19 protein-coding genes, 1 tRNA gene and 1 pseudogene are annotated in these 24,125 nt (G+C 45.1%); 9 read left to right on the top strand and 12 right to left on the bottom strand.

Annotated features, from left to right (window positions below):
- Nucleotides 1-173: 173 nt before the first annotated feature.
- Both ccrA and HBAL_RS01430 read left to right on the top strand, forming a co-directional pair.
- A complete protein-coding gene (gene ccrA / locus HBAL_RS01435) occupies nucleotides 174-1,415 on the top strand; it encodes a crotonyl-CoA carboxylase/reductase (protein ID WP_012778148.1) in 1,242 nt (413 codons plus the stop codon).
- Nucleotides 1,416-1,536: 121 nt separating this feature from the next.
- Nucleotides 1,537-2,661 (top strand): aromatic ring-hydroxylating oxygenase subunit alpha, encoded by a 1,125-nt coding sequence (locus tag HBAL_RS01430; protein WP_012778147.1) that lies wholly within the window; start codon nucleotides 1,537-1,539, stop codon nucleotides 2,659-2,661.
- Nucleotides 2,662-2,687: 26 nt separating this feature from the next.
- Here the strand turns inward: HBAL_RS01430 and HBAL_RS01425 are convergent, their stop codons facing one another.
- Complete coding sequence (locus tag HBAL_RS01425; RefSeq protein ID WP_012778146.1) at nucleotides 2,688-5,066, bottom strand: TonB-dependent receptor domain-containing protein; 2,379 nt, start codon at nucleotides 5,064-5,066, stop codon at nucleotides 2,688-2,690.
- Between the two features lie 163 nt (nucleotides 5,067-5,229).
- Nucleotides 5,230-5,595 carry a DUF962 domain-containing protein gene (locus HBAL_RS01420; RefSeq protein WP_012778145.1) on the bottom strand — a complete coding sequence of 122 codons (366 nt, stop codon included), beginning with the start codon at nucleotides 5,593-5,595 and terminating at the stop codon, nucleotides 5,230-5,232.
- Between the two features lie 295 nt (nucleotides 5,596-5,890).
- Between HBAL_RS01420 and HBAL_RS01415 the strand changes: the two genes are divergently transcribed.
- The 4 genes from HBAL_RS01415 (at nucleotide 5,891) to HBAL_RS01400 (ending at nucleotide 10,373) form a co-directional block, all read left to right on the top strand.
- The gene (locus tag HBAL_RS01415; RefSeq protein ID WP_149037346.1) at nucleotides 5,891-8,050 is read left to right on the top strand and encodes a TonB-dependent siderophore receptor; all 2,160 of its coding nucleotides are present in this window, start codon (nucleotides 5,891-5,893) and stop codon (nucleotides 8,048-8,050) included.
- 3 nt (nucleotides 8,051-8,053) lie between these two features.
- Nucleotides 8,054-8,629: a hypothetical protein gene (locus tag HBAL_RS01410; protein WP_012778143.1), complete on the top strand. Its 576-nt coding sequence runs from the start codon at nucleotides 8,054-8,056 to the stop codon at nucleotides 8,627-8,629.
- Nucleotides 8,630-8,632: 3 nt separating this feature from the next.
- Nucleotides 8,633-10,096, top strand: coding sequence for a PepSY-associated TM helix domain-containing protein (locus tag HBAL_RS01405; protein ID WP_012778142.1), 1,464 nt, complete (start codon nucleotides 8,633-8,635; stop codon nucleotides 10,094-10,096).
- Nucleotides 10,097-10,296: 200 nt separating this feature from the next.
- Nucleotides 10,297-10,373, top strand: a tRNA-Arg gene (locus tag HBAL_RS01400).
- A 28-nt stretch (nucleotides 10,374-10,401) separates the two neighbouring features.
- On the opposite strand, the gene HBAL_RS01395 is transcribed toward HBAL_RS01400, so the two are convergent.
- The 6 genes and pseudogenes from HBAL_RS01395 to HBAL_RS01375 form a co-directional block, all read right to left on the bottom strand.
- Nucleotides 10,402-12,189, bottom strand: coding sequence for a bifunctional diguanylate cyclase/phosphodiesterase (locus tag HBAL_RS01395; RefSeq protein WP_233356719.1), 1,788 nt, complete (start codon nucleotides 12,187-12,189; stop codon nucleotides 10,402-10,404).
- Nucleotides 12,190-12,438, bottom strand: a pseudogene (locus HBAL_RS17005) (MHYT domain-containing protein); the annotation flags it as partial.
- A gap of 265 nt (nucleotides 12,439-12,703) precedes the next feature.
- On the bottom strand, nucleotides 12,704-13,657 hold the full coding sequence (locus tag HBAL_RS01390; protein ID WP_012778140.1) for a Gfo/Idh/MocA family protein: 954 nt from the start codon (nucleotides 13,655-13,657) through the stop codon (nucleotides 12,704-12,706).
- A gap of 73 nt (nucleotides 13,658-13,730) precedes the next feature.
- Nucleotides 13,731-16,643, bottom strand: a complete 2,913-nt coding sequence (locus HBAL_RS01385) for a patatin-like phospholipase family protein (protein ID WP_012778139.1) — start codon at nucleotides 16,641-16,643, stop codon at nucleotides 13,731-13,733.
- Nucleotides 16,643-17,983, bottom strand: a complete 1,341-nt coding sequence (locus HBAL_RS01380) for a hypothetical protein (RefSeq protein WP_012778138.1) — start codon at nucleotides 17,981-17,983, stop codon at nucleotides 16,643-16,645. Before HBAL_RS01380 ends, HBAL_RS01385 begins: the two co-directional genes overlap by 1 nt.
- 114 nt (nucleotides 17,984-18,097) lie before the next feature.
- On the bottom strand, nucleotides 18,098-18,526 hold the full coding sequence (locus HBAL_RS01375; protein ID WP_012778137.1) for a VanZ family protein: 429 nt from the start codon (nucleotides 18,524-18,526) through the stop codon (nucleotides 18,098-18,100).
- Between the two features lie 180 nt (nucleotides 18,527-18,706).
- Here HBAL_RS01375 and HBAL_RS01370 point away from each other — a divergent pair, with 180 nt between their 5' ends.
- Together HBAL_RS01370 and HBAL_RS01365 are read left to right on the top strand one after the other, a co-directional pair.
- Nucleotides 18,707-19,618 carry a tetratricopeptide repeat protein gene (locus HBAL_RS01370; RefSeq protein ID WP_012778136.1) on the top strand — a complete coding sequence of 304 codons (912 nt, stop codon included), beginning with the start codon at nucleotides 18,707-18,709 and terminating at the stop codon, nucleotides 19,616-19,618.
- A 16-nt stretch (nucleotides 19,619-19,634) separates the two neighbouring features.
- Nucleotides 19,635-20,297 (top strand): hypothetical protein, encoded by a 663-nt coding sequence (locus HBAL_RS01365; protein ID WP_012778135.1) that lies wholly within the window; start codon nucleotides 19,635-19,637, stop codon nucleotides 20,295-20,297.
- 2 nt (nucleotides 20,298-20,299) lie between these two features.
- On the opposite strand, the gene HBAL_RS01360 is transcribed toward HBAL_RS01365, so the two are convergent.
- A complete protein-coding gene (locus HBAL_RS01360) occupies nucleotides 20,300-20,878 on the bottom strand; it encodes a thymidine kinase (RefSeq protein WP_012778134.1) in 579 nt (192 codons plus the stop codon).
- A gap of 153 nt (nucleotides 20,879-21,031) precedes the next feature.
- Here HBAL_RS01360 and HBAL_RS01355 point away from each other — a divergent pair, with 153 nt between their 5' ends.
- Nucleotides 21,032-22,030: a hypothetical protein gene (locus tag HBAL_RS01355; protein ID WP_012778133.1), complete on the top strand. Its 999-nt coding sequence runs from the start codon at nucleotides 21,032-21,034 to the stop codon at nucleotides 22,028-22,030.
- On the opposite strand, the gene HBAL_RS01350 is transcribed toward HBAL_RS01355, so the two are convergent.
- From HBAL_RS01350 to HBAL_RS01340, 3 genes are all read right to left on the bottom strand, one after another.
- On the bottom strand, nucleotides 22,027-22,446 hold the full coding sequence (locus HBAL_RS01350; protein ID WP_012778132.1) for a hypothetical protein: 420 nt from the start codon (nucleotides 22,444-22,446) through the stop codon (nucleotides 22,027-22,029). The two genes, HBAL_RS01355 and HBAL_RS01350, sit on opposite strands and share 4 nt — an antisense overlap.
- A 94-nt stretch (nucleotides 22,447-22,540) precedes the next feature.
- A complete protein-coding gene (locus HBAL_RS01345) occupies nucleotides 22,541-23,638 on the bottom strand; it encodes a MaoC family dehydratase (protein ID WP_049763177.1) in 1,098 nt (365 codons plus the stop codon).
- Nucleotides 23,639-23,715: 77 nt separating this feature from the next.
- The gene (locus HBAL_RS01340; RefSeq protein WP_012778130.1) at nucleotides 23,716-24,063 is read right to left on the bottom strand and encodes an ArsC/Spx/MgsR family protein; all 348 of its coding nucleotides are present in this window, start codon (nucleotides 24,061-24,063) and stop codon (nucleotides 23,716-23,718) included.
- Nucleotides 24,064-24,125: the final 62 nt, after the last annotated feature.

Here is a 24,125-nt window from a genome sequence, read left to right as displayed (position 1 = left end):
CTTTTACACGATAAGATTATTTTATGCACGTCGCTCATTTTGCTGCATCACAACAATCACCCTTGATATTTTTGCTGCATCGCAATATAGTGTTGGAAACGAGGAAACAAATTCGGCTCTGACCGCATAAAAACAAACAAAATCAGTGCGGCCAAATCTTAGGACACAATTTCATGCTAGATACACCAAAGAAAGATCTGTACGATTTAGGTGAGCTTCCGCCGCCTTATCATGTGCCAAAACAAATGCACGCTTGGGCAATCCGTCGCGAACGACACGGCCGCCCTAACCAATCCATGCAGCTGGAAGTCGTTGATACACCAGAATTGGGTGAACATGATGTCCTCGTTTATGTTATGGCGGCAGGTGTAAATTATAATGGTGTTTGGGCAGGCCTTGGTGAACCTATCTCCCCTTTTGATGTACACAATCAAGACTACCACATTGCCGGTTCTGATGCTTCAGGCATCGTTTGGGCTGTTGGTAAAAGCGTAAAACGCTGGAAGCCCGGCGATGAAGTTGTCATCCACTGTAATCAGGATGATGGCGATGATGAAGAATGCAATGGCGGCGACCCAATGTACTCCGATTCCCAACGTATCTGGGGATATGAAACACCAGATGGCTCGTTTGCACAGTTTTGCCGCGTACAAGACAGACAACTAATGAAGCGCCCAACCCATCTTTCTTGGGAAGAGGCCGCCTGTTATACGCTTACCTTAGCAACAGCTTACCGCATGCTATTTGGACATGCACCACATGAAATCAAACCAGGCCAACACGTACTTGTATGGGGAGCTTCAGGTGGTCTTGGGTCATTTGCTGTTCAGCTTGCTACAATTGCTGGAGCCAAAGCAATCGGTGTTGTTTCATCAGAAGATAAGAAACAATTCGTGCTCGATCAGGGGGCTGTGGCCGTTCTCAACCGCAAAGACTTTAATTGTTGGGGCCAATTGCCAACAGTGAACGGTCCTGAATTTGGGGATTATATGAAGGAATGCCGCAAATTCGGCAAAGCCATTCGTGAAATCACAGGCGGCAAAGACCTAGACATGGTGTTTGAACACCCAGGCGAATCAACAATGCCGGTTTCAGTTTTCCTTGTAAAACGCGGCGGCATGGTTGTCATATGTGCAGGAACAACAGGCTTTAACCTAACAATGGATGCTCGCTTCCTGTGGATGCGCCAAAAACGCGTTCAGGGTTCTCACTTCGCCAATCTAAAACAGGCAGCCGCAGCAAACGAACTTGTGTGTCAGGAACGCATTGACCCATGTATGTCAGAAGTCTTCCCTTGGGCAGAAATTCCAGCAGCACATGAAAAAATGCTCGATAACAAACACCTTCCAGGAAATATGGCTGTTCTGGTGAACGCACCCAAAGCTGGCATGAAAACCCTAGAAGGCATGAAATAACTTAAGAAACGACTTGCTCGCGCTTTTAGCCATTGTGCATCTTGCCTTGATGAATACAAAAGCGCATGGAAGACTACGCACACCCAAACTTACCCATTAGCGTAGTTTAAAGAGCGCGAGCATGCCAGCAGACACAACAGATATTTCATCCACACCTTCGCCTGCCAAAAAGAAAGTTGGTATTACCGAAGAGGGCTGGCTGACCGATTGTTGGTATTTTGCCGCCACATCCAAAGAACTACTCGCAGGAAAGCACATAAACCGTGAAATTCTCGGCCAACCCGTCCTGCTAGGGCGATCTGGCGATGGCAGGGCATTTGCACTGCGAGATATCTGCCCACACCGTCTTGTGCCACTGTCTTCCGGCAAACAGATAGATACTGACGGATCGGCTACAATCGAATGCCCCTATCATGGTTGGCGATTTGGCACATCTGACGGCGAATGCAAGCATATGCCATCTCTTACGCCAGATGACACCATGGAGCCGACAAGGGTCAAAGTGCGCAAATATCCGCTGCATGAAGCCAATGGCGTTGTGTATATCTATGTGTCGCATAATCCGCGTTTTGATGGCGAACCTGTTATTGCTCCACCCGAATTTGGCAAACTTCCATATGCGCCCAGTTTCATAATTGAAGAGGACTTTAACGCACATATGGATGACGCCGTCGTTGGATTGATGGACCCAGCACACGTGCCGTTTGTGCATAATCAATGGTGGTGGCGTCCGCCGTCTTCCGGTTTCAAAATCAAACAAAAGCCCTTTGAACCCCGCACACGTGGCTGGGCCATTGCACGCCACAAACCATCAGGCAACTCCAAACTATACTCCATGGTTTTTGGTAACGAAGTAACAACAGAAATCGTTTTTCAATTGCCGGGCATGCGTTGGGAAGTTGTTGAAAATGAAACAGCCCGTTTTTTCACACTTACCTGCCTAACGCCGCAACAGGAAAAGCTAACCAAAGTGACGCAAATCACATGGATAGAAAATGCACCTTTGTTGAAATTAGCCTCACCAATTGTGAAACGCATGGGTCGCACTTTCTTGCTGCAAGATAAGGAAATGGTGAATCTTCAAAACAGAGGCATGAAATATCAAAAAGCCATGCTGTGGATTGACGACATAGACATTCAGGCCAAATGGTATCAACAGCTTAAACGCGAATGGGCCACTGCACGCACAGAAAGCCGTGAGTTCAGCAACCCTATCGAACCAAAAACCCTAAGCTGGCGCAGCTAAACCAAAGCCGCGGGCCAGCTATTTATTTAAAATATCAATTTCCGAAACTTTATTTCAATAACTCGGCCCAACGGGTCGAGAATATCAGGTTGATAGCTGATAGGTACACTTCCATCAGCACTTGTGACATTACGCTTTTCATTGAAAATGTTATCAACGCTCAATGAAATACTCGTCGCACTCAGCAATGGATATTTCGCAATCAACTTAGGTTTATTGTCAAAATCATAGCGTATCCGCGCATCTATTGTCAGTAATGGATCAAAATCTAGCGTCCCTAACTGACTTCCATTTACCTGCGTGCCACTTTCCCAATTCATGCGCGTATTCAAACCAATTGCACCTTTGGAATACCCGCCTCGCGCTGAAAATGTGTGCTCGGATGTACCACCAGCAGAACTAATCGTATCTCCATTTAACAAGTCTAGTTTTGTGCCACCTTCAGAGATTAACAGCGTGTCCTCTAAGGCAAGATCATAAGATGCTGAGAAATAAATACGTCCTTGACCGCGTCCTCCTGGGCCGGGGCCACGACCTCCACCAGGAGGGCCGCCTCGTCCTGCCCCACCGCGCGCCGAAGCAGCCTGTTTAGGAGGAGCCGCACCCGCGTCTGGACTACCCTCCTCTGGCGGCCCCTCGCTTGGTGGTGCCTCATCTTTACTGCGGCGCTTACTCATTACCGCACGTAATTTCTGGCGCTCTTCAGTTGATAATTCAGGACGCTCATTTGCCTTTAATGATTTGGACCAATTTAAACTAAGGCTCAGCTTCTTCTCAATTTTTTCGGCAAAATTCAAAGCACGTGTATCGATAGATACAAGCTGCCCATCATCATCGCGCACGACACGGTCAGCATATGCCTCCTCGATAATGGGGGTTAAATCAGGAAACGAAGAGATAACATTCTCAATACGCTCATCGGTATAAGTCGCGACAATGTTCACGCGCCGCTCAGAAAATGGCTCCCATGACGCATTCAAACGTAGAAGCTGGCTTTCTTCATTTTGCAAATCAGCATTTCCACCAGTTATTTTCTCTACATTTTCAATAGTCTGCCCGGTTGAGAAATCAAATACACGCGAATTGGGTGTCACCTGATAGGCAGCTCCCAATTGTGAAACAGTCGGTGCATTCTCTGAATATGTCGACGAAGCCATAAGCTGCAACTGGCTCAAGGGTTGCCATGTCAGCCCATAACCATACGACAGCAATTCACCGGCATCAGAGACGTCACTCAATTGACCATTAAAGTTTGTTGAAATGGCTCCCAAAACAAACTCTTCAGTTAGAACCGGCACATCGAGACTAATCTGAGCATTTAAATTGTCTCTCGATAATTCCGTTTGCTCCTCTTCCCCACCAGACATGGATGAACTTGAAAGCTCAGTTTTGCTATACCCACTTTGGATCGTCGTGCCGACAAATCCTGCTGGCAATGAAAACAAATTGCGGAAATATACAGCGTCAACCGACAAGCCATCCGTCGTCGTCTGGGATGTAGAATCATCTTCTGGAGAAGTGGCTATTCCTGTGACCCGATCTACATTTTCATAGGAATACGCGCCATTCACCGTCCAGTTTCCGGTATCAAGCATTTTGTTCAGAACGAAGCTGGCCTCACCAGTTAAAGTGTCTTGTTCCCGAACATTTAGATTACCGTCATTATCCGCACCCAACACACTATTGGCATTTTCATTCACAATAGAGCCAAGATATGTTGCGCTTATTTCACCGGGAAGCATGTGTGAGAAGCTGCCAACCAGATCAAGCGTATCTTGTTCTGGTTCCAATGTACGCATTGTTCCATCTTCACCATCAGCATATACAATATCGCGATCACTTTCAAAAAGTGCATCCTGAGTATTGTATTCAAAATCAGTATTCCATCGCCGGTTTTCACCTGAAAGCTGAAGATTATTTAGCTCAATTTCTGTTATAAACTGCCCACCATCAGAGGGAGCTTCAACACCTGCTTCTGCTGTTAAAGAATGAAAATTTTCTTTTAAAATGAAATTGATAACTTTTTTATCTGGACGAAACCCATAGCGAAGAGCAGCATCTTCTGAAAGAACTTCAACGCGCTCCAAAGCTTCAGGCGGATATTTACGGATCTCTCTAAATCCTGAAATACGTTTGCCGTTCAGCAACATTTCTGGGCGCCCGCTGCCTCCACCTGTCACTGTCGAGATTTCAGTAAGAAGGTCCTCTAAACTAGTTACCCCATACGCACTGATATCCGAAGAATCCAAAGTGAGTTCAGGTTTGATAATACCCAATTCAGGATTTAATATTCTTGAGCTTTCAATTACAATCGTATCTAAATTTAATTCATCCTGCGCCGCTGCTATGCCAGTCAAACCAACTGAACCAGCACACAAACTCACAACAACAAGTGATTTCTTCATAAACGCAATTCTCTACATCAAACGGACTAAACAAACGGGCTTTAAAACTTAAACGTCTGTATTAGCCTGCATCCGTCGCTCAATGTAAAAAATAGTCATGTGAAATTTGTGTCTAACTCATTTTTTTCAGGCTTTTAAATCCAAAAACAGCAATTAATAATTCCTAAGTTTCAGAAACGTTATCTGCAGGCGCATCAACAATGCCAGCAGCCATTAATTGTGCCGGTAATTTACCAGTCAACCAACTAAAAAACATCTTGTAATCCCCCATCAAGGACCATACCGGATATGTAAATGTCGCTGGCCTGTTTTTCTCGACTTTAAAATGAGCAAACCAAGCAAAGCCATATCCGGCTAGCGGGGCTGCAATCAACCAAAAGGGATTTATAAAAATTGCCGCTATTACAGCAAGGATAGAGAAAAACGTACCGACATAATGCAGTTTACGGCAATCAGGATCTGAATGCTCAGTGAGGTAATATGGATAGAAGTCTGCAAAGCTAGAAATACGCACATCTGGTTTTGGCATATCAAACCCTCCCTTATTTTTTCATTCTAACCTGTCTCAATTACATAGGATGTCAACTTTGGGATAATCTGGAAGCTCCAACCACCGACCGTATACAAGGATGATGGAGCAAAAAATCCGTTATTCATCACAATTTTACCAGTTGGTTCTCGAACTTTCCGCGCTCACCACGACAGTAAATTTCCAGCATAAATAAATTACCCACCAGATGAGAATGAGAATGCTTTACAAGTTCAGTGAGCACGTGTACGAACTCCTCAAAATTAAGAATGCTTATCATTGTCAAGGTTACATTATGCTCAAATACGGACTTTTAATCACTTCAGCACTTGTCGCTATCAGCCCAGTGTGTGCGCAAACGACAAAAGCAGATGAAACGTCTGTGCAAGAAACAGTTGTTGTTACCGGTACGCCTTCAATTTTTGGTGCGACTAAATCTGAAATACCCCTTCTAGAAACACCTCGCTCACTATCCATTATTACGGCAGAGGAATTTCTTGATCGCGGTGCTTTGTCTTTAAGCAATACGCTAAACTACACAGCCGGTGTGACTGGGAATGCATTTGGATATGCAACACGCGGCGATTTTACCAGTATTCGCGGCCTCGACGCACCAGAATACCAAGACAACCTTCAAGTTCTATTTGGTAACTATAACAATGCACGCGCAGACATATACACATTAGATCAGGTCGAAGTTCTTAAAGGACCAGCATCTGTTCTTTATGGTCAAGCGGCTCCCGGTGGTATTGTGAGTACTATATCTAAGGTTGCCGGTGCCGATAAACTCGGTAAAGAGGTCGTGCTGACTGCTGGAACAGATAATCGTCTACAAGCATCAACTGATCTTGGCTTCGATCTATCTGGTGATGGCAAATGGACTGCGCGCTTTGTAGGTCTTGTGCGTGATAGCGAAACACCAATTGATTTTGTCGAAGATAATGCAATCGTGCTCGCGCCATCTCTAACTTACACAAATGATAAAACCACGCTTACGGCACTGATCAACTACACTGACCGTGAAAGTGATACATCTTCACAATTCCTACCTTTGGCCGCGACAGCGTGCGGAAGTAGTGACGTGACAATTTCACTGGCGGATGTGTGTGCGGGATCAACGGGCCAGGAGGTTGACCCATCTGTGTATGTAGGCGACCCCAACTTCAACAAATACAACACTGAAGCGACAACGATTAGTCTAATCGGAACACACCAGATCAACGATATTTTCACGTTTGAAGGCACAGCGCGCTACCGTGACAATGAAGCAGATTATGATCAAACTTGGATTTCTTTCCTAGGTGCCGGCACGCCAAGGGTTTCCCCTGATGGAGTTGCATTCGGACGCACTTGGTCAAGTTCTGACGCTGGTTCAACACAATATGCGTTCGACGCGCGTTTGCGGGCTAAATTCCGAACCGGTGCAATTGCGCACGAAATTCTTACAGGTGTGAACTATCAAGATGTTGAATCATTCAACAACTCAGCCTCTTTCTACGCTCGTCCAACAACATTCAACATATTTGATCCAGTATATGATGGTTCTGAAGTACCAACAATGGCCGAGTTTAATGCCGCAAGAACGCTGGCAGAAGATGCAACAAAGGCAACAGATGTTTATCTGACAGACTATATGTCTGTTGGTAATCTTATTGTGAATGCTGGTGTGCGTTTCTCCGCAGTTGAATCCAATGACGCAGCGAGCACCCAAGATGACAATGAAACACCGCTTACATTAGGTGCACTATACAAAACGAACATTGGGCTAAACCCATATATTAGTTATGCAGAATCATTTCGTGCGACAATCGGAACTGATATCGTAACAGGTACATCCTTGAAGCCAAGAAAAGGAAAGCAATCTGAAATTGGTTTAAAATACCAACCAATTGGCAGCGCAAGCTATGTGACAATTGCTTATTTTGATCTTGAAGAAGACAATTTGGTGGAGTACGTCGCGGGTGGTCGCACACAACCAGGACTAAGCATTGAAACAACAGGTTTCGAATTAGAAGCCCTGCTAAAAGTGAATGCATTCGCTTTCGACTTAGATCTACAAAAACTTGATTCGGAAAATGTGGATGCAAATGGCGTCGGCACAACACGTCCAAGTTTGCCGGACACAACTGGATCAATCTGGGCAAGTTGGGAACCTGAAGATGGTGCCCTTGAAGGGCTCCGCATTGGTTTAGGTGCGCGATATGCTAACGAAAATGAAAGCAATGGAATTGCTTATCCAGCGTCTGCTGGATTTGCGCCAACACCAATTCGCGTCGAAACCGATGGATATACAGTGTTTGATGCCCTTATCGGGTATGAATACAATGATCTGGACTTTACCCTCAATGTTCGTAACCTGACAGACGAAGAGTATTATGCAACATGTCTGGCGCGTGGTGATTGCTTCGTCGGTGAAACTCGTTCTGTTGTGGCAAGTGTAAAAAAACGGTTCTAATTTATGATCCAAGGTTTGGCATTGAGCGGATTTGCGCTCATTTCTCTGGCCTGCGGCATTTTCATGCTGCAGGCCGCTTGGCGTTCAAAAGAAAGCCGAGCAAAAGAAATTCTCGTCGGATGGGGGCTTGTTTTAGCAGGACTTGTCTTCTTTTCATTTAAGAATGGACCAGAAAAAGGCATAGCGCTGGGCTTGGTCGGAATGGCGATATTCGCGCTAGCTTTCTTAGCGTGGCAATACATTCAGGCAACACCCAAAGCAGCCAAAAGTACATCTGAGCGAATAGCCGAAGTAGATAGGGTCAATTGGACAGTCATTTTGCGACGCTCGCTTGTGTTTGTGATGATCGCATTTGTGGCAGGTCTTGCAGCATTGTCTTTATCAACTGGCATATTTTCATTGTTGAATTCTGTTGGTGCAGAGCACACTACCAACCTCGTAACGGTAATGATTTTATTCCCCCTGCTATGGGCTGGATTGGCCGTTATTATTGGTGCGGACAAGCTGTTATGGCGGAAGAGTCTGATCACATTGGGAACAGGTCTAATCCCCTTGGCATATATGATGGTGGGAATGTAATTCATGTCTAAAAGTATTTGGCCCAAGGCTTCCAGTGGACGCGTCGCAAGTTCATTGCAAGCCCATATGGTACTCGCATTGGCCGCAGGTGGATTAATTTACATCCTTGCAATAACAGGCACCCTTTCAGTTCTAAACCGCGAGTTTCAGCGCTGGGAGCAACCTTCTGCGCCAGAAATGACACAAATCTCACCAGAAGCAGCAGCAAAAGCTGCAAAAGCAGTTTTCGAAAGTGAGACTCCTTCCACAACGCATCTTTATATCAATTTCCCGCGACCAGATTTACCTCGCACTGTGATCTCCACTGATACACAAGCTTTTTTTGCGACAGAAACTGGAGAAGTTGGCGAAGCTGAAAATTTCCCGTGGACGCAATTTTTACTGGACCTGCACTATTATCTACACTTGCCACATATCTTGGGGCTAACAGTTGTTGGTGCGCTCGGAGCAATCCTTTTAGGTCTGTCTTTATCTGGTTTCTTGGCGCATCCGCGTATATTTCGTGATGCATTTACTTTCAGGCGCGGTGAAAGCCGAATAGCAAAAGCAGATCTACACAATCGCTTAAGCGTATGGACAGCACCATTCCATATTTCCAACGCTTTAACAGGGGCAATATTGGGCTTGGCAAGCGTGCTTGCTTTTGCAATTGCTGCAGTCGACTTTGAAGGCGATACTACAAAAGTATTCTCACCTATTTTTGGCGAAGAAGCGCCCATGGATGAAACATCCAGCAATATTAGCGATATCGCTAAGCCTATCGCTTATGTGCAAGAAAATTATCCAGACTTAACGCCAACTTACTATATCCATCATGATCCCGGCACAGCCGGACAGCATATCTCTGTGATTGGCTGGCATTCAAATCGTCTGATTTTCGGAGAATATTACAATTTCAATTCCAACGGCGAATTTGAAGGCGTAACCGGCATGTCCAATGGAACACTTGGTCAGCAAATAGCAGGCTCCATTTACAATGTACACTTCGGCAATTGGGGCGGTACATGGGTCAAGATTGCATATGTTATATTTGGGGCAGCGCTTAGCATTATCACGGCGACAGGCTTGAGGATTTATTTCGCTCGTCGACGCGACCAAGGCCGCCCAGCACCTATATTAGAAAGTATGTGGTCTGGCTTGGTTTGGGGGACACCATCAATCCTAGCCGTGTGTTTAGTGTTTAGCCTGGCACTTGGTTGGGAAGGTTCATCTTTGGTTTCAACATTCTGGCTTGGACTTTGCGCAATTATATCTGTAGCAGGCTTTCGTCCATCTATTGATTGGTCTCGCTTATTGCAAATGAGCCTTACATTCTCATTGGTTTTAATCGTGGTTATTCATGCACTGACCAATAGTGCGCATATAATGAGTGCTGCATCATGGCCAATTTCAGGTGCAATAATTGCAATTGCAATTCTGGTCGGGTTAAAAAGTTTTTCCAAACCTAAACATTCCGTACCTGTTTAGATTTTTAAGGGGACATCGGCCTAATTATTTGGCCATTGTCCCCTTTTGCAAATTTTGCGTTTCTTGCTCAACAATACCAAGAAGTTGACGCAAAGCATTTATAAATCAAACGGTTATTAAATTTATCAGCAGAAGGAAAGATCCGCACATATATACAGCGCTTGCGTCTTTCGACCTTCATCTGATACCAACAATGACTTGGCCCTGTAGCTCAGCTGTATAGAGCAGCCGCCTCCTAAGCGGCAGGTCGCAGGTTAGAGTCCTGCCAGGGTCGCCATTTTGAACAATTAGGGTATGAGACGCCCCTAACCACGCCTCGTTTCTAATTTGACCATAGAAAAAAGATTATCAGACGGTCCCGCAGCACTTTTTACTGAATGCGTATCTGCAAAATCAAGATTGTGCTCAAACGGAACTTCACGGCTAGGTTTGTGCAACAAGAACCCCTGAATTGCATCACAACCTTCTTCTTGCAGTATTCTCAACTGGTTCTCAGTCTCCACACCTTCAGCAAGAACCGGAATGGACAAGTTTCTGCCAAGTGCCAGCACTGACCGAAGAAATGCTTTAGCAACACTACTTGTTTCAATTTCATCCATGAAAAAACGGTCTAATTTAATCTTATCAAATGGGAATGAACGCAAAACTTCCAAGGAGGAATAACCCGTTCCAAAATCATCAAGTGCTACATTAACACCTAACGCTTTGATCTGACGCAGAACATGAACCGACCGCTCACGATCTTCAAAAATGGCCGTTTCGGTCAGTTCAATCTCTAGTCTATTTGCAGACAGACCCGTGTCTAAAAGTATCTCATGGATACGTTTTGGCAAATTCGGCTGCATTAATTGCATTGGCGATAGATTAACTGCGACTTTATATGGCTTTTCCCAGAGAGCAGCTTCTTTACATGCTTGCTTCAAAACCCAATCACCCAATTGAATAATTAACCCATTCTCTTCTGCAATAGGAATAAAAAGAGCTGGCGATATTGGCCCTTTTTCTGGGTGGGTCCACCGCAATAAAGCTTCAAAGCCTTTCAATTCGCCCGTTTGGACATTTGCCTGCATTTGGTAATATAGCTGCAATTCATTTTTCAAAATTGCCTGTCTAAGGTTTCTTACCATTTCGCGGTGATGACGAACCACGTCATCCATGTTGGCGTCATAATAACAAATAGAGTCAGATGCGTTAGACTTCGCACGACGCAGCGCTAATTCAGCATTGCTTGTCAATTCGTCGGCGTAATGTCCATCTGTTGGGCAACAGGCTATGCCTATAGCAAGATCCAATTCAATGGACTCTTCTTCCACTTCAATAGGGATTTCTATTGAATCCTCTACTTTTTGAACGAAAGCTTCCAGTTCATTTGCACTGTTATACACTTTAACCGCAGCAAACTCATCTTTACCTAAACGCGCTATATACTCTCCAGAACTCAATGTCTCTGACATCCTGTCAGCAAACGTTTTGAGCACAACATCTCCAACCGAATAACCCAAAGTGTCATTGACCACTTTAAATCCATTGATGTCGATATATAAAACCGCAAAATTTGATAGCGGATTTGTTTCAAATCCAGCCAGCGTGTTTTCTATGTGCTCACGAAAACTTCTGCGGTTAGGTAGACCTGTTAATGCATCTGTAGCCACCAAACGTTCAATTTCTTGGCTATTTGCTTCACGTGTGCTGCTATCAATAACAAAACTCACCAACCCAGTTACTAGGACAAGGAATCCGCCCGCCGCTGTGGCCATCGCCATACCGTAAAACGCATCCGTCGACATAGGCATGTCACTCAGGTTAAATGGAATGATGTTGATGGCAGTCATAGCAGTGAAATGCAGACCAACAACAGCAACTGTAAAAGCCCCTATCGAGATAAGTCGCTTGCTCATGAATTTATATTTGGGGAAATGACCAAAAGTGGCTGTACAAAATACCACAGGGATAATTATCGATGCGATCACATAAGTCGTATTCCATTCTACGACACCATCAACGCGATATGCCGCCATTCCAAGATAGTGAATACTAGAAACGACCAGTCCAATTGCTCCACCTATGACAATAGAAACATTCTGCTTTCTCATTTTCGTCGCTAAATATATCAGCGGGCTCATCAATGTCATAGGAATAAGCAGCGAAACCATTGTCAGTATAACGTCGAATCTTACTGGTATCTCGGCCTGGTATGCCAACATTGAGATAAAATGCGTACTCCAAATAGAAGCACCAGTCGCTATTGAGGTCAGAATACTCCACGCTATGCGCGCGTGCGCAACAGAAGCACAGCTTCTTCTGAACAAATTAACAACGGTAATAGCGCCGACCACACACATAATTGCAGCCATTAAAACCAGACGCAAATCATGCTCAAAAATAATACAAGAAACAACACTTATCATGTGAACAACGAAGCCTGAAAATAAAATTACTTTACTTCCCGTAATACATTAATATTAAAGCCTCATTTAATAACGTATTGAATTTAATGGGTTTCGTTAAGGATTGTATACCATTTTGCTTATATTTGGCAGGAATCAGAGCCTACATTGACTACCTAAAAATCCTCACCTCAAAAAATAAATTATCTGATCTAGACTGTTATTGACCCAATATCTGATCACACACCCAAGCAGTGCGGCACCCACTTTGAGCTAATGACGGATGCGTAGCTTGGCCCTTCATGTGTAAAACCATCTGCTCTACATAGTGTTTCTGAATGTGATCGGGATGAGGAATATCATATGTTTTGACGCCTTCACGCGTGACGATCCGTACAGGTTTATCTTCAAAAACAGACACGCAAATCTTTCCGTCAACACAAATGATTTCGATATCATCATCTTGCTCAAACCCAGCAAAATTCCAGTACCCACTGCCTGTTACTCCACTTTCGTGGATCCAGCTCGCTGCCACTGAATCTGTAATCGTGCTATTTAACTGCTGACTGGCTATGACACCGCTGGCGATGTTAATTTTCCCAAGATAATGATCGAGCAAATCTAAGCCATGACACGCCAAATCATCAAACAAGCCACCTGGAGCTTGGCTTGGTTCAATTCTCCACCCCGCATCCAGCCCAAACCCTTCAGGCCGCGTTAGTGACCAGTGAACATGGCGAACTTCACCCAATTCTTGGCGCTCTAAAAGCTCTTTTACCAGATCAAATCGAGGCAAAGTTCGGCGATAATACGCCACGAATAAAGGTTGATTTACAGCTTCAAACGCTTTTGCCATTTCTAAGGATTGAGAATAATTTAAAGCCAACGGCTTTTCTACAGAACACGGCTTGCCACTTTCCGCAATTTTCATCGCAAGTTCAAAGTGCGTTGCAGGTGGAGTCGCAATGTATACCGCATCAATGTCTGGAGAATTTATCAATTCTTCAGCTGAGTTGAACACAGTTTCAATGCCGTGTCGCTTGGCATAATCTTCAGCCCGAGACAATGTGCGCGACGTCACCCCGTGGATAACAGATTCATTCTCTATACGATAAGCAGGACCACTTTTCTTTTCGGTAACATCCCCGCACCCAATCATACCCCATCTGATCATCTTCCAGTCCTCCATCTATGCTTATGGATGGAACTAGCTGATGACACCGCTAGACACAATGACGAATACCCACTTAGTTTGAAGCTTGGAACTTACACTTCCCGAAATTTTCTGAAGAATAATCGTCACGCACATAACATTGCAGGCCTGTACGCATTCTCTCAACATGAGCATCTACACGCTTCAAGATTGTCGGCCCTGTTTCTCCAAGCAACCAGCCAAGAGGCAAACGCACACCTACATCTTCAACATCAGCTGCGAATTGTAAAGGCGAGCGCACCCATAGCAAACGCGGCGTGTTTGTTTGCTCGTCAATATCAATCCAGTTTTCAAATTCAACGTCTTCATCATAAATAAGTTTTTCGCCATATTCAGCTTCTGTCACGTCCAAACCAACATCTGCCAGCCAACCATTTAAATATCGACACCCCATTGGTGCCGTGACGCGCCCTGCACCGCTTTCACATAAACGTTGAATAGGTACGTCTCCATGCACGCCGCGTGCAGCCAAGAAAGCTTCAGCGGGTGTTGCAACTTCATAGAATGGACTTAGACGTGTATCTCGAGCCTTACCTGCATGACCTCTGTGTACAACATGCAAGACGATAACCGGGCGCGAACAATTACGAAACGCACTGACACCGCCATTTCGAGCAGCCTGTACGTCACTTTGACATTGCGCTTGATCTTGCTCTCTCAATAGCTTCAAAGCAGCCTGAGAAGATGCAGCACCCGAATTGTCAAAATATCCCCCATCAACATAAAGTCCAATTCCAGCCTCTTTAGGATTGTCTGCGCTGCCTTGCTCCGCCCTGTCCCCACAGGCATCTAGCTCCAAACGACCGGGCGGGCTGACCAATGGAAAACGCGCTGAGAGGTGCGCTGCACTTGCCAAAGAAAGGCTTTCACCGCCGCACATTTTTTCAAGCAAATTCGTCATACCATAGATAGTTTCACTGGCTGCCGCTTCACCCTCAAGAGCTTTTAATTTGAGCGACACGTTAGAAACAACAGCAGGACGACCTGACTTTGCATCGAATGTATTGAGAAACACAATCGGCCCAGCTTCAGCAACATTGGCTTGTTGATTAGCTGCTTCAACAACATTTAAAAACGGTGCCGCAAACCAGTCTCCATCATATCCTGGAGCGAGTGCTTTTTGTGTTTTTTCGTGGCTGCGCCGATCTCCCATCATTCTATAAGTCGATATAAATGCATCCTCAAACAATTTTGCGCGGTCAGCTATTCCGCAATCAAACACGACACAGATAATTGAAATATCTTGCGGTAAATCTCTAAAGACAAGTCCCGCCAATGCTGGAGAGAAAAAGTCTGCTTGTAAAAACTCGGAGAGATTACGAGCTGTCATATTCTCACTTGCTTTAAATTCTCCCTGTCGTTTAGAAAATTCAAAACCACATCGCTTATCTAACCATTCGTCTTGTGAAATGAATTCAGAATTTCTGGCCATTCCATCTGCACGAGCTGCAAGATAACTACCAACACCGACAGCTCCGCCTGACACACCAGACATCGAAAATACATTGTCGTATAATTCACCGCCCAGTGTTTCATCCAAACAGGATAAAAGACTTGCTGTATGTAATGCCGCGCGTATTCCGCCCCCTTCAGCTAAAACAACAATAGCGGGTGCATCACTTGGTCGACTTTCTCGCCACAACCTTACAGCATCTGCCATGCTTGGCAGGTCAGCATGCGTTGGAAATTGCATGTCGACTTTGCTCGCCAACAAAGCTTCAGGCTCTGTCACAGCTACGTTATGAAATTTCACTGGCCCAAGAACGGGTCCCAAGCCCATCAAAAACACCACAGCAACAATCGTTGGAAACCCATGATAGTGAGATGCCAATATGGCGAGAAAAGTGAAAATGCCCGCGAGTAGACCAACGCTTGCTAAAAGCGTAAACACTGGCCCAAACATTGATGCCATCGTGCCGGGAATAATTAGAAAAAGTGCTGCCATTCCCAAAGACACCAGCAGCAGCACCGCCATCACCCAATTATGCCACCGCCGAAAGACAATGAATTGATGGAAATTCGCATAATGTCGACGCACGCTCACACGATGCACAAATTTGATCACACAAACCGCAGACCCTAGAGAAAGTGCTGTTAATATTGTACCCGTTCGTGCTGCCTGACGTCCCGCTGCTTCTTCAATCATGCCACCAGATTGTATGATGGCAATGATCAACCAAACTATTGGGGCCAATACATAATTCCACAACAGCATGATCAAAAATAGAGATAACAAAACTGGGAAAAGATTGAGAGCAAACCTCTCAATAGGTCTGGAAAAATTTATAATTCGATGACGAAAAAAATACCCAAACCCATCATATGTCGCTGAAATCACAATCGCAATTACGAGCGTGACAAGCGCCATATCCAAGTATTTTCCAGCAATGAGGAATCCATCAAACGGCATGCTATACATAATTGACGGATCACGACCTGCGACATCAACAAGCGTATTCACATAGAAAATAAAGAAAACAAAAGGCGTAAGTAACGCGACAATAAAAGCTATAATAAACCGAAGCTTAAGCAGAGGGTTAGCGCGCGTCGAAAAAGGGTAATCACGCGTGATCGCTCTTAAACACACTTCATGCAGCGATATGGCAAACCAAGTAAGGGCCAAAGCTGTAGCCATAGGCCGTAAAAAAGAAATTTGCCCAGAATAGGTCATAGCAAACTTCGCCGCTTCACGTCCTTGGTCGGTGCCAAATGCGATAGCACACACAAAAAGGTTGGCGACAAAAAGCGGCCAGATCGGTCGAATAATATTCCAGACTGTTAGCCAACGGCTCCAATATGTAGAACGCTCTTGATCAAACCCCAAATCTCGTGATGCTTTTAGCTTTGCACGTAATTTCAATGCCAGCCTACGCCTTTGGCGCACATCGACCGACGAAATTTGGTCGGTCTTCCCGGAACTTAATGTCTTTTCAAACTCAACGGCCATCAAATACCACCCGAAGAGTAATCATCCGCTTCATGTGTGTGAGTATCGACACCGGAAACCGCGACATTGTTTAATTGTGGTATCCTTTTCAGCGCCTTTTTGATCAAACGCCGATCTTCAACTGAGTATGCCAGCAGTACAAAGCGATCGATAAGGCAATCAGGGTTTGAGTCAAAAAACTGCACAGCATGCAATAATAATGAATACACATTTTTTTGCGCGACTTCTGGATTAGACCCCACACCGAGAAGAGGTGTAATAACACTAGCAAGACGGTTGTGACCCCGTCCCATCCAACTCAGATTATAGTCTTGTATTTTATAAAGCGCTTGCGTCAGGCACACACCAACATCATTAACTGGAACATAGCCACACCCGGGGTCATCTCCATTGACCTTAACTGCCGCCACGTGAACAACCTTTTTGACGAAATGCTCACTGCGCAATTGCCCCTTGCATGATGTCATCAAGGCAGCACCGGGTGGCACATCCTCACCTGTCATCGCCTCGGCGAGTTTACGTCGAATATAATCATCAGACCGCTTGCCGCCATGAGACCATTGTGAAGACATATGACGGATCGTACCTGATATTGATGTATCAAAAACACGCGCCATTTCCATATGGGTGTTTTCTGGATTGATCCACACATCGATATTCTTGACGAGTCTTAAATCTCCGACTGCCACGTTAAACCTTGGTGGACGAACATCAGGCCGGTTATGCAATGGCTTATAGCTAATTTCTTCATATACAGGCTCTTTCCCTGCACTATTGGGAGAGCCTCGCAGGTCAGTGCGCAATGCACTCAAACTAGCATAGACATCGCTGACATATTTTCGGCTAGGATTACCTTCAACTGCGGCCAAAACCTCTGCATACAAAATAGCCTGAGCATTCACGCGCCCATGGTCTGATCCTGCATTTATCACCATAGATCCGATATTAAAGGGATAGTCTACCGACTTCTCATCAAGTGTAACAGCAATGGCTGGGTTTGGTGTCAGTGACTGACGAATAGAAAAAGCTGATACAACTTTAGCATCCAAAACGCCTTCCAATGTGCTCACATCAGCAATGACAATATCAGCAAGGTGCAACATACGGTAAATCGCTTCATGCTCTACCAATTCATCTTCAAGAAGATCATTGAGAAGAACAACTTCCACATGTCTTTGGGTGCGCTCTTCAACACGCAGGATCGCTGGCCCAACGGTATCAACGAGAAATTCGTCAAAGCGCGCGCGACCTTCTGGTGAAAAAGGAGCAATCAGAACAACATCGATATTATCGGTATCAAGGTTCAACAACCCAGATTTCGCCTGCTTGTCGTCGGCCATGCGTCCCACCAGCCTTACTAGTTTACACGATACTGAGTACCATATTAACCATCAAAGCGTGTCACACAAGAATTTAAATTGCTTGCAATCAGGTGAAACACCGGCGCACTCAAATTATTCTGCCGCAAACGCCTCATTTTTGGAGTGTTTTTGGCGATAGCGACCATATGCACGCCGTGAATAAAGCACTAGCAATCCTGCTAGACCTGCCCCTAACGAACTCGCTATAAAATCAAACAACGACGCTTGGCGCCCTACTCCGCTGGCATGCTGTGCAAATTCCATCCCGGCAGCCAAAGCAATCAAACTCATGCATATAAAGCCAAGATACCGCCGTGGTAAAACAATGCCTGCAGGCAGCGCCATTATCGCAAATGCAACAAAATGAAGGAATTTATCTTGATATGGTATTTCAAATGGCATGAATGCCGAACTTGGATCACCGGGAGATAGCATCCCCCATGTAAAAAATGCCACAAGGCCACCGAAAACTGTTCCGGCGGCAAATAAGATGAACTGAGGAAGTGTGCGTGAAGAAATCATGCCATCTTATGCCACACCAAATTTGATTATTTTGTGAAGATCACTGTGAAAAATAAAACCAATTAAGCTTTAAGAACACATTTTTGCCAGCATAAGCAGACATACGCATATATCTCACCTGAATCAGCAAAATCAGGTGCTACTAAGATGGTTCAACGCCGTCAAAACGGGAGGCCGCTAATGGTTGACACAATACGAACAGCAATGATTGCCCTCAGCATCTCCGCGATGTTGACTGGCTCGACAATAGCGCAAAACGTTACGTCCGTTCCAACAGAAACTGATTCCGACATACCTGAATCTTGCATTCTGGCATTTGATGAACCACTAAAATGGGTAGATTGTGCTTCCGAAGCAAATCCCGGCAGCGAAGCTTCAATGCTTGCCTATTCCAATCTAGGTGGACAAGCATATTTCAACGAAGATTATCAGTCCGCCGCACGTTTCTTTGATCTAAGTACGCCTGCCGATGGCGGCAAAGAACAGCTTGACGCTTATGCCCATGCCCTGCGTGCCAGCACTTATTGGCGAACGGGACAAGATTCCAAAGCGCGCAATCATGCTGAATTTGCTTATTATTGGATAAAGTCTGGAATTTTAGGTAGCGCAAGCCAGATCAAACTGGATGACGAATTGCTGGAACCTGTGCTGGAAATTCTGGTCCCCGTCACGTCACACCTAAACACACCAAACGCCAATGAGATACTAAAAAAATATCAGTCCTTACCTATTAGTTCCCTGATGGATGCAGCGCGTCGCGCAGGCGTTTTATCTAATATCGAAGAATTTGACGCTGCTTTGATATATTCTGCCAAAGTGGTGACCGGACAACCAGACAACCCGCTATTTCTCAGCAGCCATTGCCTTTTGCTGACCCGCATGGGGCTTGCTGATAAAGGTTTGCCATTTTGCGATGCCGCCTTGGAAATAGAACCTAAAAATCCAAACACGCATTTCAACAAAGCAATAGCGTTTGCGACACTTGGAAAATGTGACGAAGCATGGGATGCACAAACCAAAGCGCAGAACCTTGCACCACGCCACCCATTATACGACAATATTTTGGAATGCGACCCAGCGCCAAACGAATAATATGATCTAGGATTCAATGTCAGTATTTAGAGTCATAGGGATTGCCGCAGCCGCCCTGTCGGGTGGGGCAGCCCTAGCGCGCAACCAGCTAGATAAGACCATCGAGAAAAAAATCGATGCCAAGATTGAAGAAGCACAACAAATTGCCCTCGGGGATTTGGAAGCGCAGATCAAAACAATTGTCGGCGAGCAATTATTAGGTTTTGTTCAAAACCTAGCTTTTAAAGCCTGTTTTATTGCCATTCTTGTCGCCCTGTATTTTTTAGGAATTTTCGACCGTACCGCACTAGGCTATGTCATCACTGCCGCGCTTGGTTTATTTCTAATCCGAGATATTTGGGCCCTTTATCCCACTGCTGCACAATTATGGAATTTAAGCCGCCGCCATAAATGGAATTTATTTCAAGCTTTACGCGAAATGGTCGCCGCTAATGTATTCGACCAAGCCTATGAACAAGTAATGGATCAAACCAAAGACGCAAAAGTAAAATATTGGATTGCACTTTCACGCTATTCCCAAGAAGACATTTCACAACACATTGCCGATGCCATATCTAAAATAGCAGCAACGGCCAGCGTTCCAATTGTACGCACGCATGCTGGCCTCGCATTGGGAAAAGCTGCAACGATGCTTGCAGTTTATTCACTCACGCTAACATGGGTCATCATATATCTATAAAACTATTGAGCAGCCCGCTGCATTTCATCATCCCAATGCTTTCGGCATAGTGAAACATAATGAGATTTCTCAATATCAACTTGCTCACCACTATGAAACACCCCGCCCTCTGCATTTTTGCGAACAACCATGGTCGCCTTTGAACCGCAAAAACAAATCGTTCTAATTTCTCTTAAGTGATCTGCAATAGCGAGGAGCTGTGCGGCACCTTCAAACAGCTCACCCTTAAAATCTGTCCTTAACCCATAACACATCACTGGAATATTCAATCGATCTGCAATTCGCGCCAATTGCCAAACCTGCGCAGATGTTAAAAACTGCACTTCATCGACAAACACACAATCGAGTTTTCCTTTTGCATGCTCGATTTTCGTTATCTCAAAAACATCCGAGTCCGCCTCAATAAGTGTGGCATCAGCACTTAGCCCAAGTCGGGATGAAATAGCGCTATCGCCAGCATAAAGCGAAGAAGTAAGAAGCAATGTCCGCATTCCGCGTTCGACATAATTGTGGGATGCTTGCAAAAGCAAGGTGGATTTTCCCGCATTCATTGCGGCGTAGTGAAAATAGAGTTTAGACATTATTTTTTCGCGTAATTTCAGAATCAAACAAGCTTAACCACCTTATGGATTTGATGCTATTGCAATCTTTATTGTCTAACCCTCAAACACGACGTAAGCTTTCTTCTAAGGCTCAAAAAAAGTCCTAAATGCATGATGGTGAGGGGAATTAGCATGACTAAAATCTCATTGGACCTAGACCGCCTCCTAAAAGAAGACAAAATCTCGCAACAAGAGGCAGACCATCTTTTGTCTCTTAGTGATGGCAAGAAAAGAGCTGGCCTTTTTGCCAATTTGTTCATGATTTTAGGCGCGATTGCCGTCTCAACAGGCGTTTTAGCCCTGCAACCCTCCGCTATTGTTGGACTCATACTCGCAACAGCCTCATTAGGGCTGGGCTATTATCTATTCCAGATTAAATCTGAAGAATGGCGCATATTATCCCACGGCCTTATCGTCATTGGCTGTCTAGGTTTAGCGGGGTGGACGGCATGGCAAAGTCAAGAAGTCTGGCCAGACAAAATGAACTGGCTCCCTCAAATTGTTGCACTTGTGCTTTTCACTGGTGGAGCCGCTTTCTTTAAACAACCATTTTTAGCAGCCCTTGTCCCTCTCGCCTTTGGTTCACTTATAGGCTCAGGTACAATGTATTGGCATGCGAGCTACGCCATTTTTGTCCGCGAATGCCTTGTCACAATCATCGTGTTTTCAGCGATTGCAGGTGGATTATATTACTGCCGGGAAAAACTGCATAAAAAATGGCACAGCGTCACAACTATGGCTGCGCGAGTTTCATTTTTCATGATCAATTTTGCTTTCTGGGTCGGCTCGCTTTGGGGAGATTATGTCTTCGAACTATGGTCTAGTGATGATGGATGGCGCGCCGCGCAAGCTTGGCGAGAACAAGCGTTACATGTCCCTGAATCTGTCTTTTCTTTTGCTTGGGCAATCTTTCTGGGTGTTTGTATCTGGCTCGGCACAAAAGATTATAGGCGCTTCCTCGCCAACACAGCCGTCACCTTTTTAGCAATACATTTTTACACGCAGCTTTTTGAAACCTTCGGTGCAAATCCGATCGTGTTAGTTACATCAGGACTGACAATGCTTGGAGCCGCTTTTGGCGTGACGCGTTTTGATCGGTGGCAAAAAGAACGGATAGCAAAAACAAACTAGCTTTTGTCTTTCATTAACATCGTCGTCGCGCCCCACCCCGCCAACTGATACAAAAGCGCAAAAAATAGGAACATATTCAACACATCTCCCACAGAACCGTAGGGCCGCCACACCAGAGATACCACAGAAACTGCTAAGGAAAGTGCATCTAGCCGCACATTTCCCATCAAATGACCCGTGAAACGACGCGCCCGAACCACCTCCATACGTGTTACATGGAAGATCCCATCCAAAGTTGGTGGTCCGAATATATCCTGAAGCCCAGCACGTTTGATAATACCTGTTAAATCTCGAAGATGATCTGCGCCTGCGTAATTTTCATCGACCGCTTTCCACGCCGCATCGGTTCGTATGATACGGACAATGGCCGATAGGAAGATAGCAATCGCTATCGCGGCAACGGAAAAAGAGTCCATAAAACAACCTTGTAGATAAAATGCAAAAAGCGATTGATCACACTAACCTTGGGATTAATCGCTTTGCAATCAAGAGGTTTAATTTATCGATTGATTATCCGCGTTTTGGAATTGCCGTCCAATAATCAAAATCTAAAATGACATTTTCCAGATATTTCCCGTCTTCATCCTTATACGGAAAATCAGTACACGGCAGATTTTTTGTCGCCACCAAACGCAATCTCAACGCGCCAAAACCTTGAGAAATATCAGCTTTATCAATAACTTCTGACCAAGCATAAACCGTATCACCGGCAAATAGCGGATTAGCATGCGCACCCGCGTTTATAGCTAATATCTGCGCTGCATTCGCCAATCCATTAAACGCAATAGACCGCGCCATAGAAATTGCCACCCCCCCATAAACAAGGCGCTTTCCAAAACGTCCCTGTGCTTGTTCATGCTGGTTAAAGTGCACTTTAGCGGTGTTTTGATACAAACGAGTCGCGATCTGGTGTTCAGCTTCTTCTACGGTAAAAGCGTCATAGTGGTCAATTTTTTCGCCAATAGTGTAGTCTTCATAAGCATGCGGGCTGCCAGCTAATTCATAGTCCCAATCTTCTGCATCCATCATTGGAGCCACAAGATTTTCCGCATCCACATTAGCTGGTAACTCTGGAATAACTGCTTCAGGAGCGGGTGCATCAAGATCACGTTTCTTGACCATCACCCAGCGCACATATGTCAGCACCAATTCATCATTCTGGTTCACACCAGATGTGCGCACATACACAACACCGGTTTTACCATTGGAATTTTCTTTAATACCGATGACTTCAGATACGGAACGTAGTGTATCACCTGGATAAACAGGCGCGACAAACATTCCGTCCGCATATCCAAGATTTGCAACTGCATTTAATGAAATATCAGTGACAGTTTTCCCAAAGATGACATGGAAGGCTAAGAGCGGATCTATCGGTGCAGACTCGAGCCCGCAATCCTGCGCAAACCTATCGGCTGAAAAAAGCGCATAACGACTACCTGTTAGCCCTGTGTAGAGTGCGACATCGCCTTCCGTGACCGTTTTTGGTGTGGCGTGCACGATCTGCATACCAACGAAAAAATCCTCAAAGAAATTACCTGCATTCGCTTTCACTTTGGATTTAGCTTCAACCTTATCAGCGACTTCTTTTCCAAAAGCACCTGCCATGGCATCTTTGAGTGATTGGTTCATATCTCTTCTCCTGACGCATTACCCGCTTTATAGCGAACAGCGTTTTTAATATTTTAGATCAATTCCAGCATTTTTTCGATCGGACGCCCTAGGCGAGCTTCGTCACCTTTGATCAAAATTGGACGCTGAATAAATTTTGGGTTTTCAGCCATAGCCGCAAACATAGCATCATCATCCATGTCTGGATCGAGGCCCTCTGCCTGAATATTTTTGGGACGTGCAAATGCCTTGGGGGAAACATTGCCAAGCTTTTTGGCAATATCTCGTAATTCTTCCACTGATAATTGCTCGGAAACATTCATATATTTCCGCAATGTTGGCTCGATTCCGTTTTCCTGCAGAAGCGCGAGACCATTGCGACACGTTGAACAAGCTGGATTGGTCAGAAGAATATAGGTCATTTCATTCGTCTTTCTTATACACGGCGTAATGCCAACCAAAGATTTGGCTGCAAACTAACGCC

Source organism: Hirschia baltica ATCC 49814 (assembly GCF_000023785.1).
GTDB lineage: Bacteria > Pseudomonadota > Alphaproteobacteria > Caulobacterales > Hyphomonadaceae > Hirschia > Hirschia baltica.
This window is presented reverse-complemented; position numbering and strand designations above follow the sequence as displayed.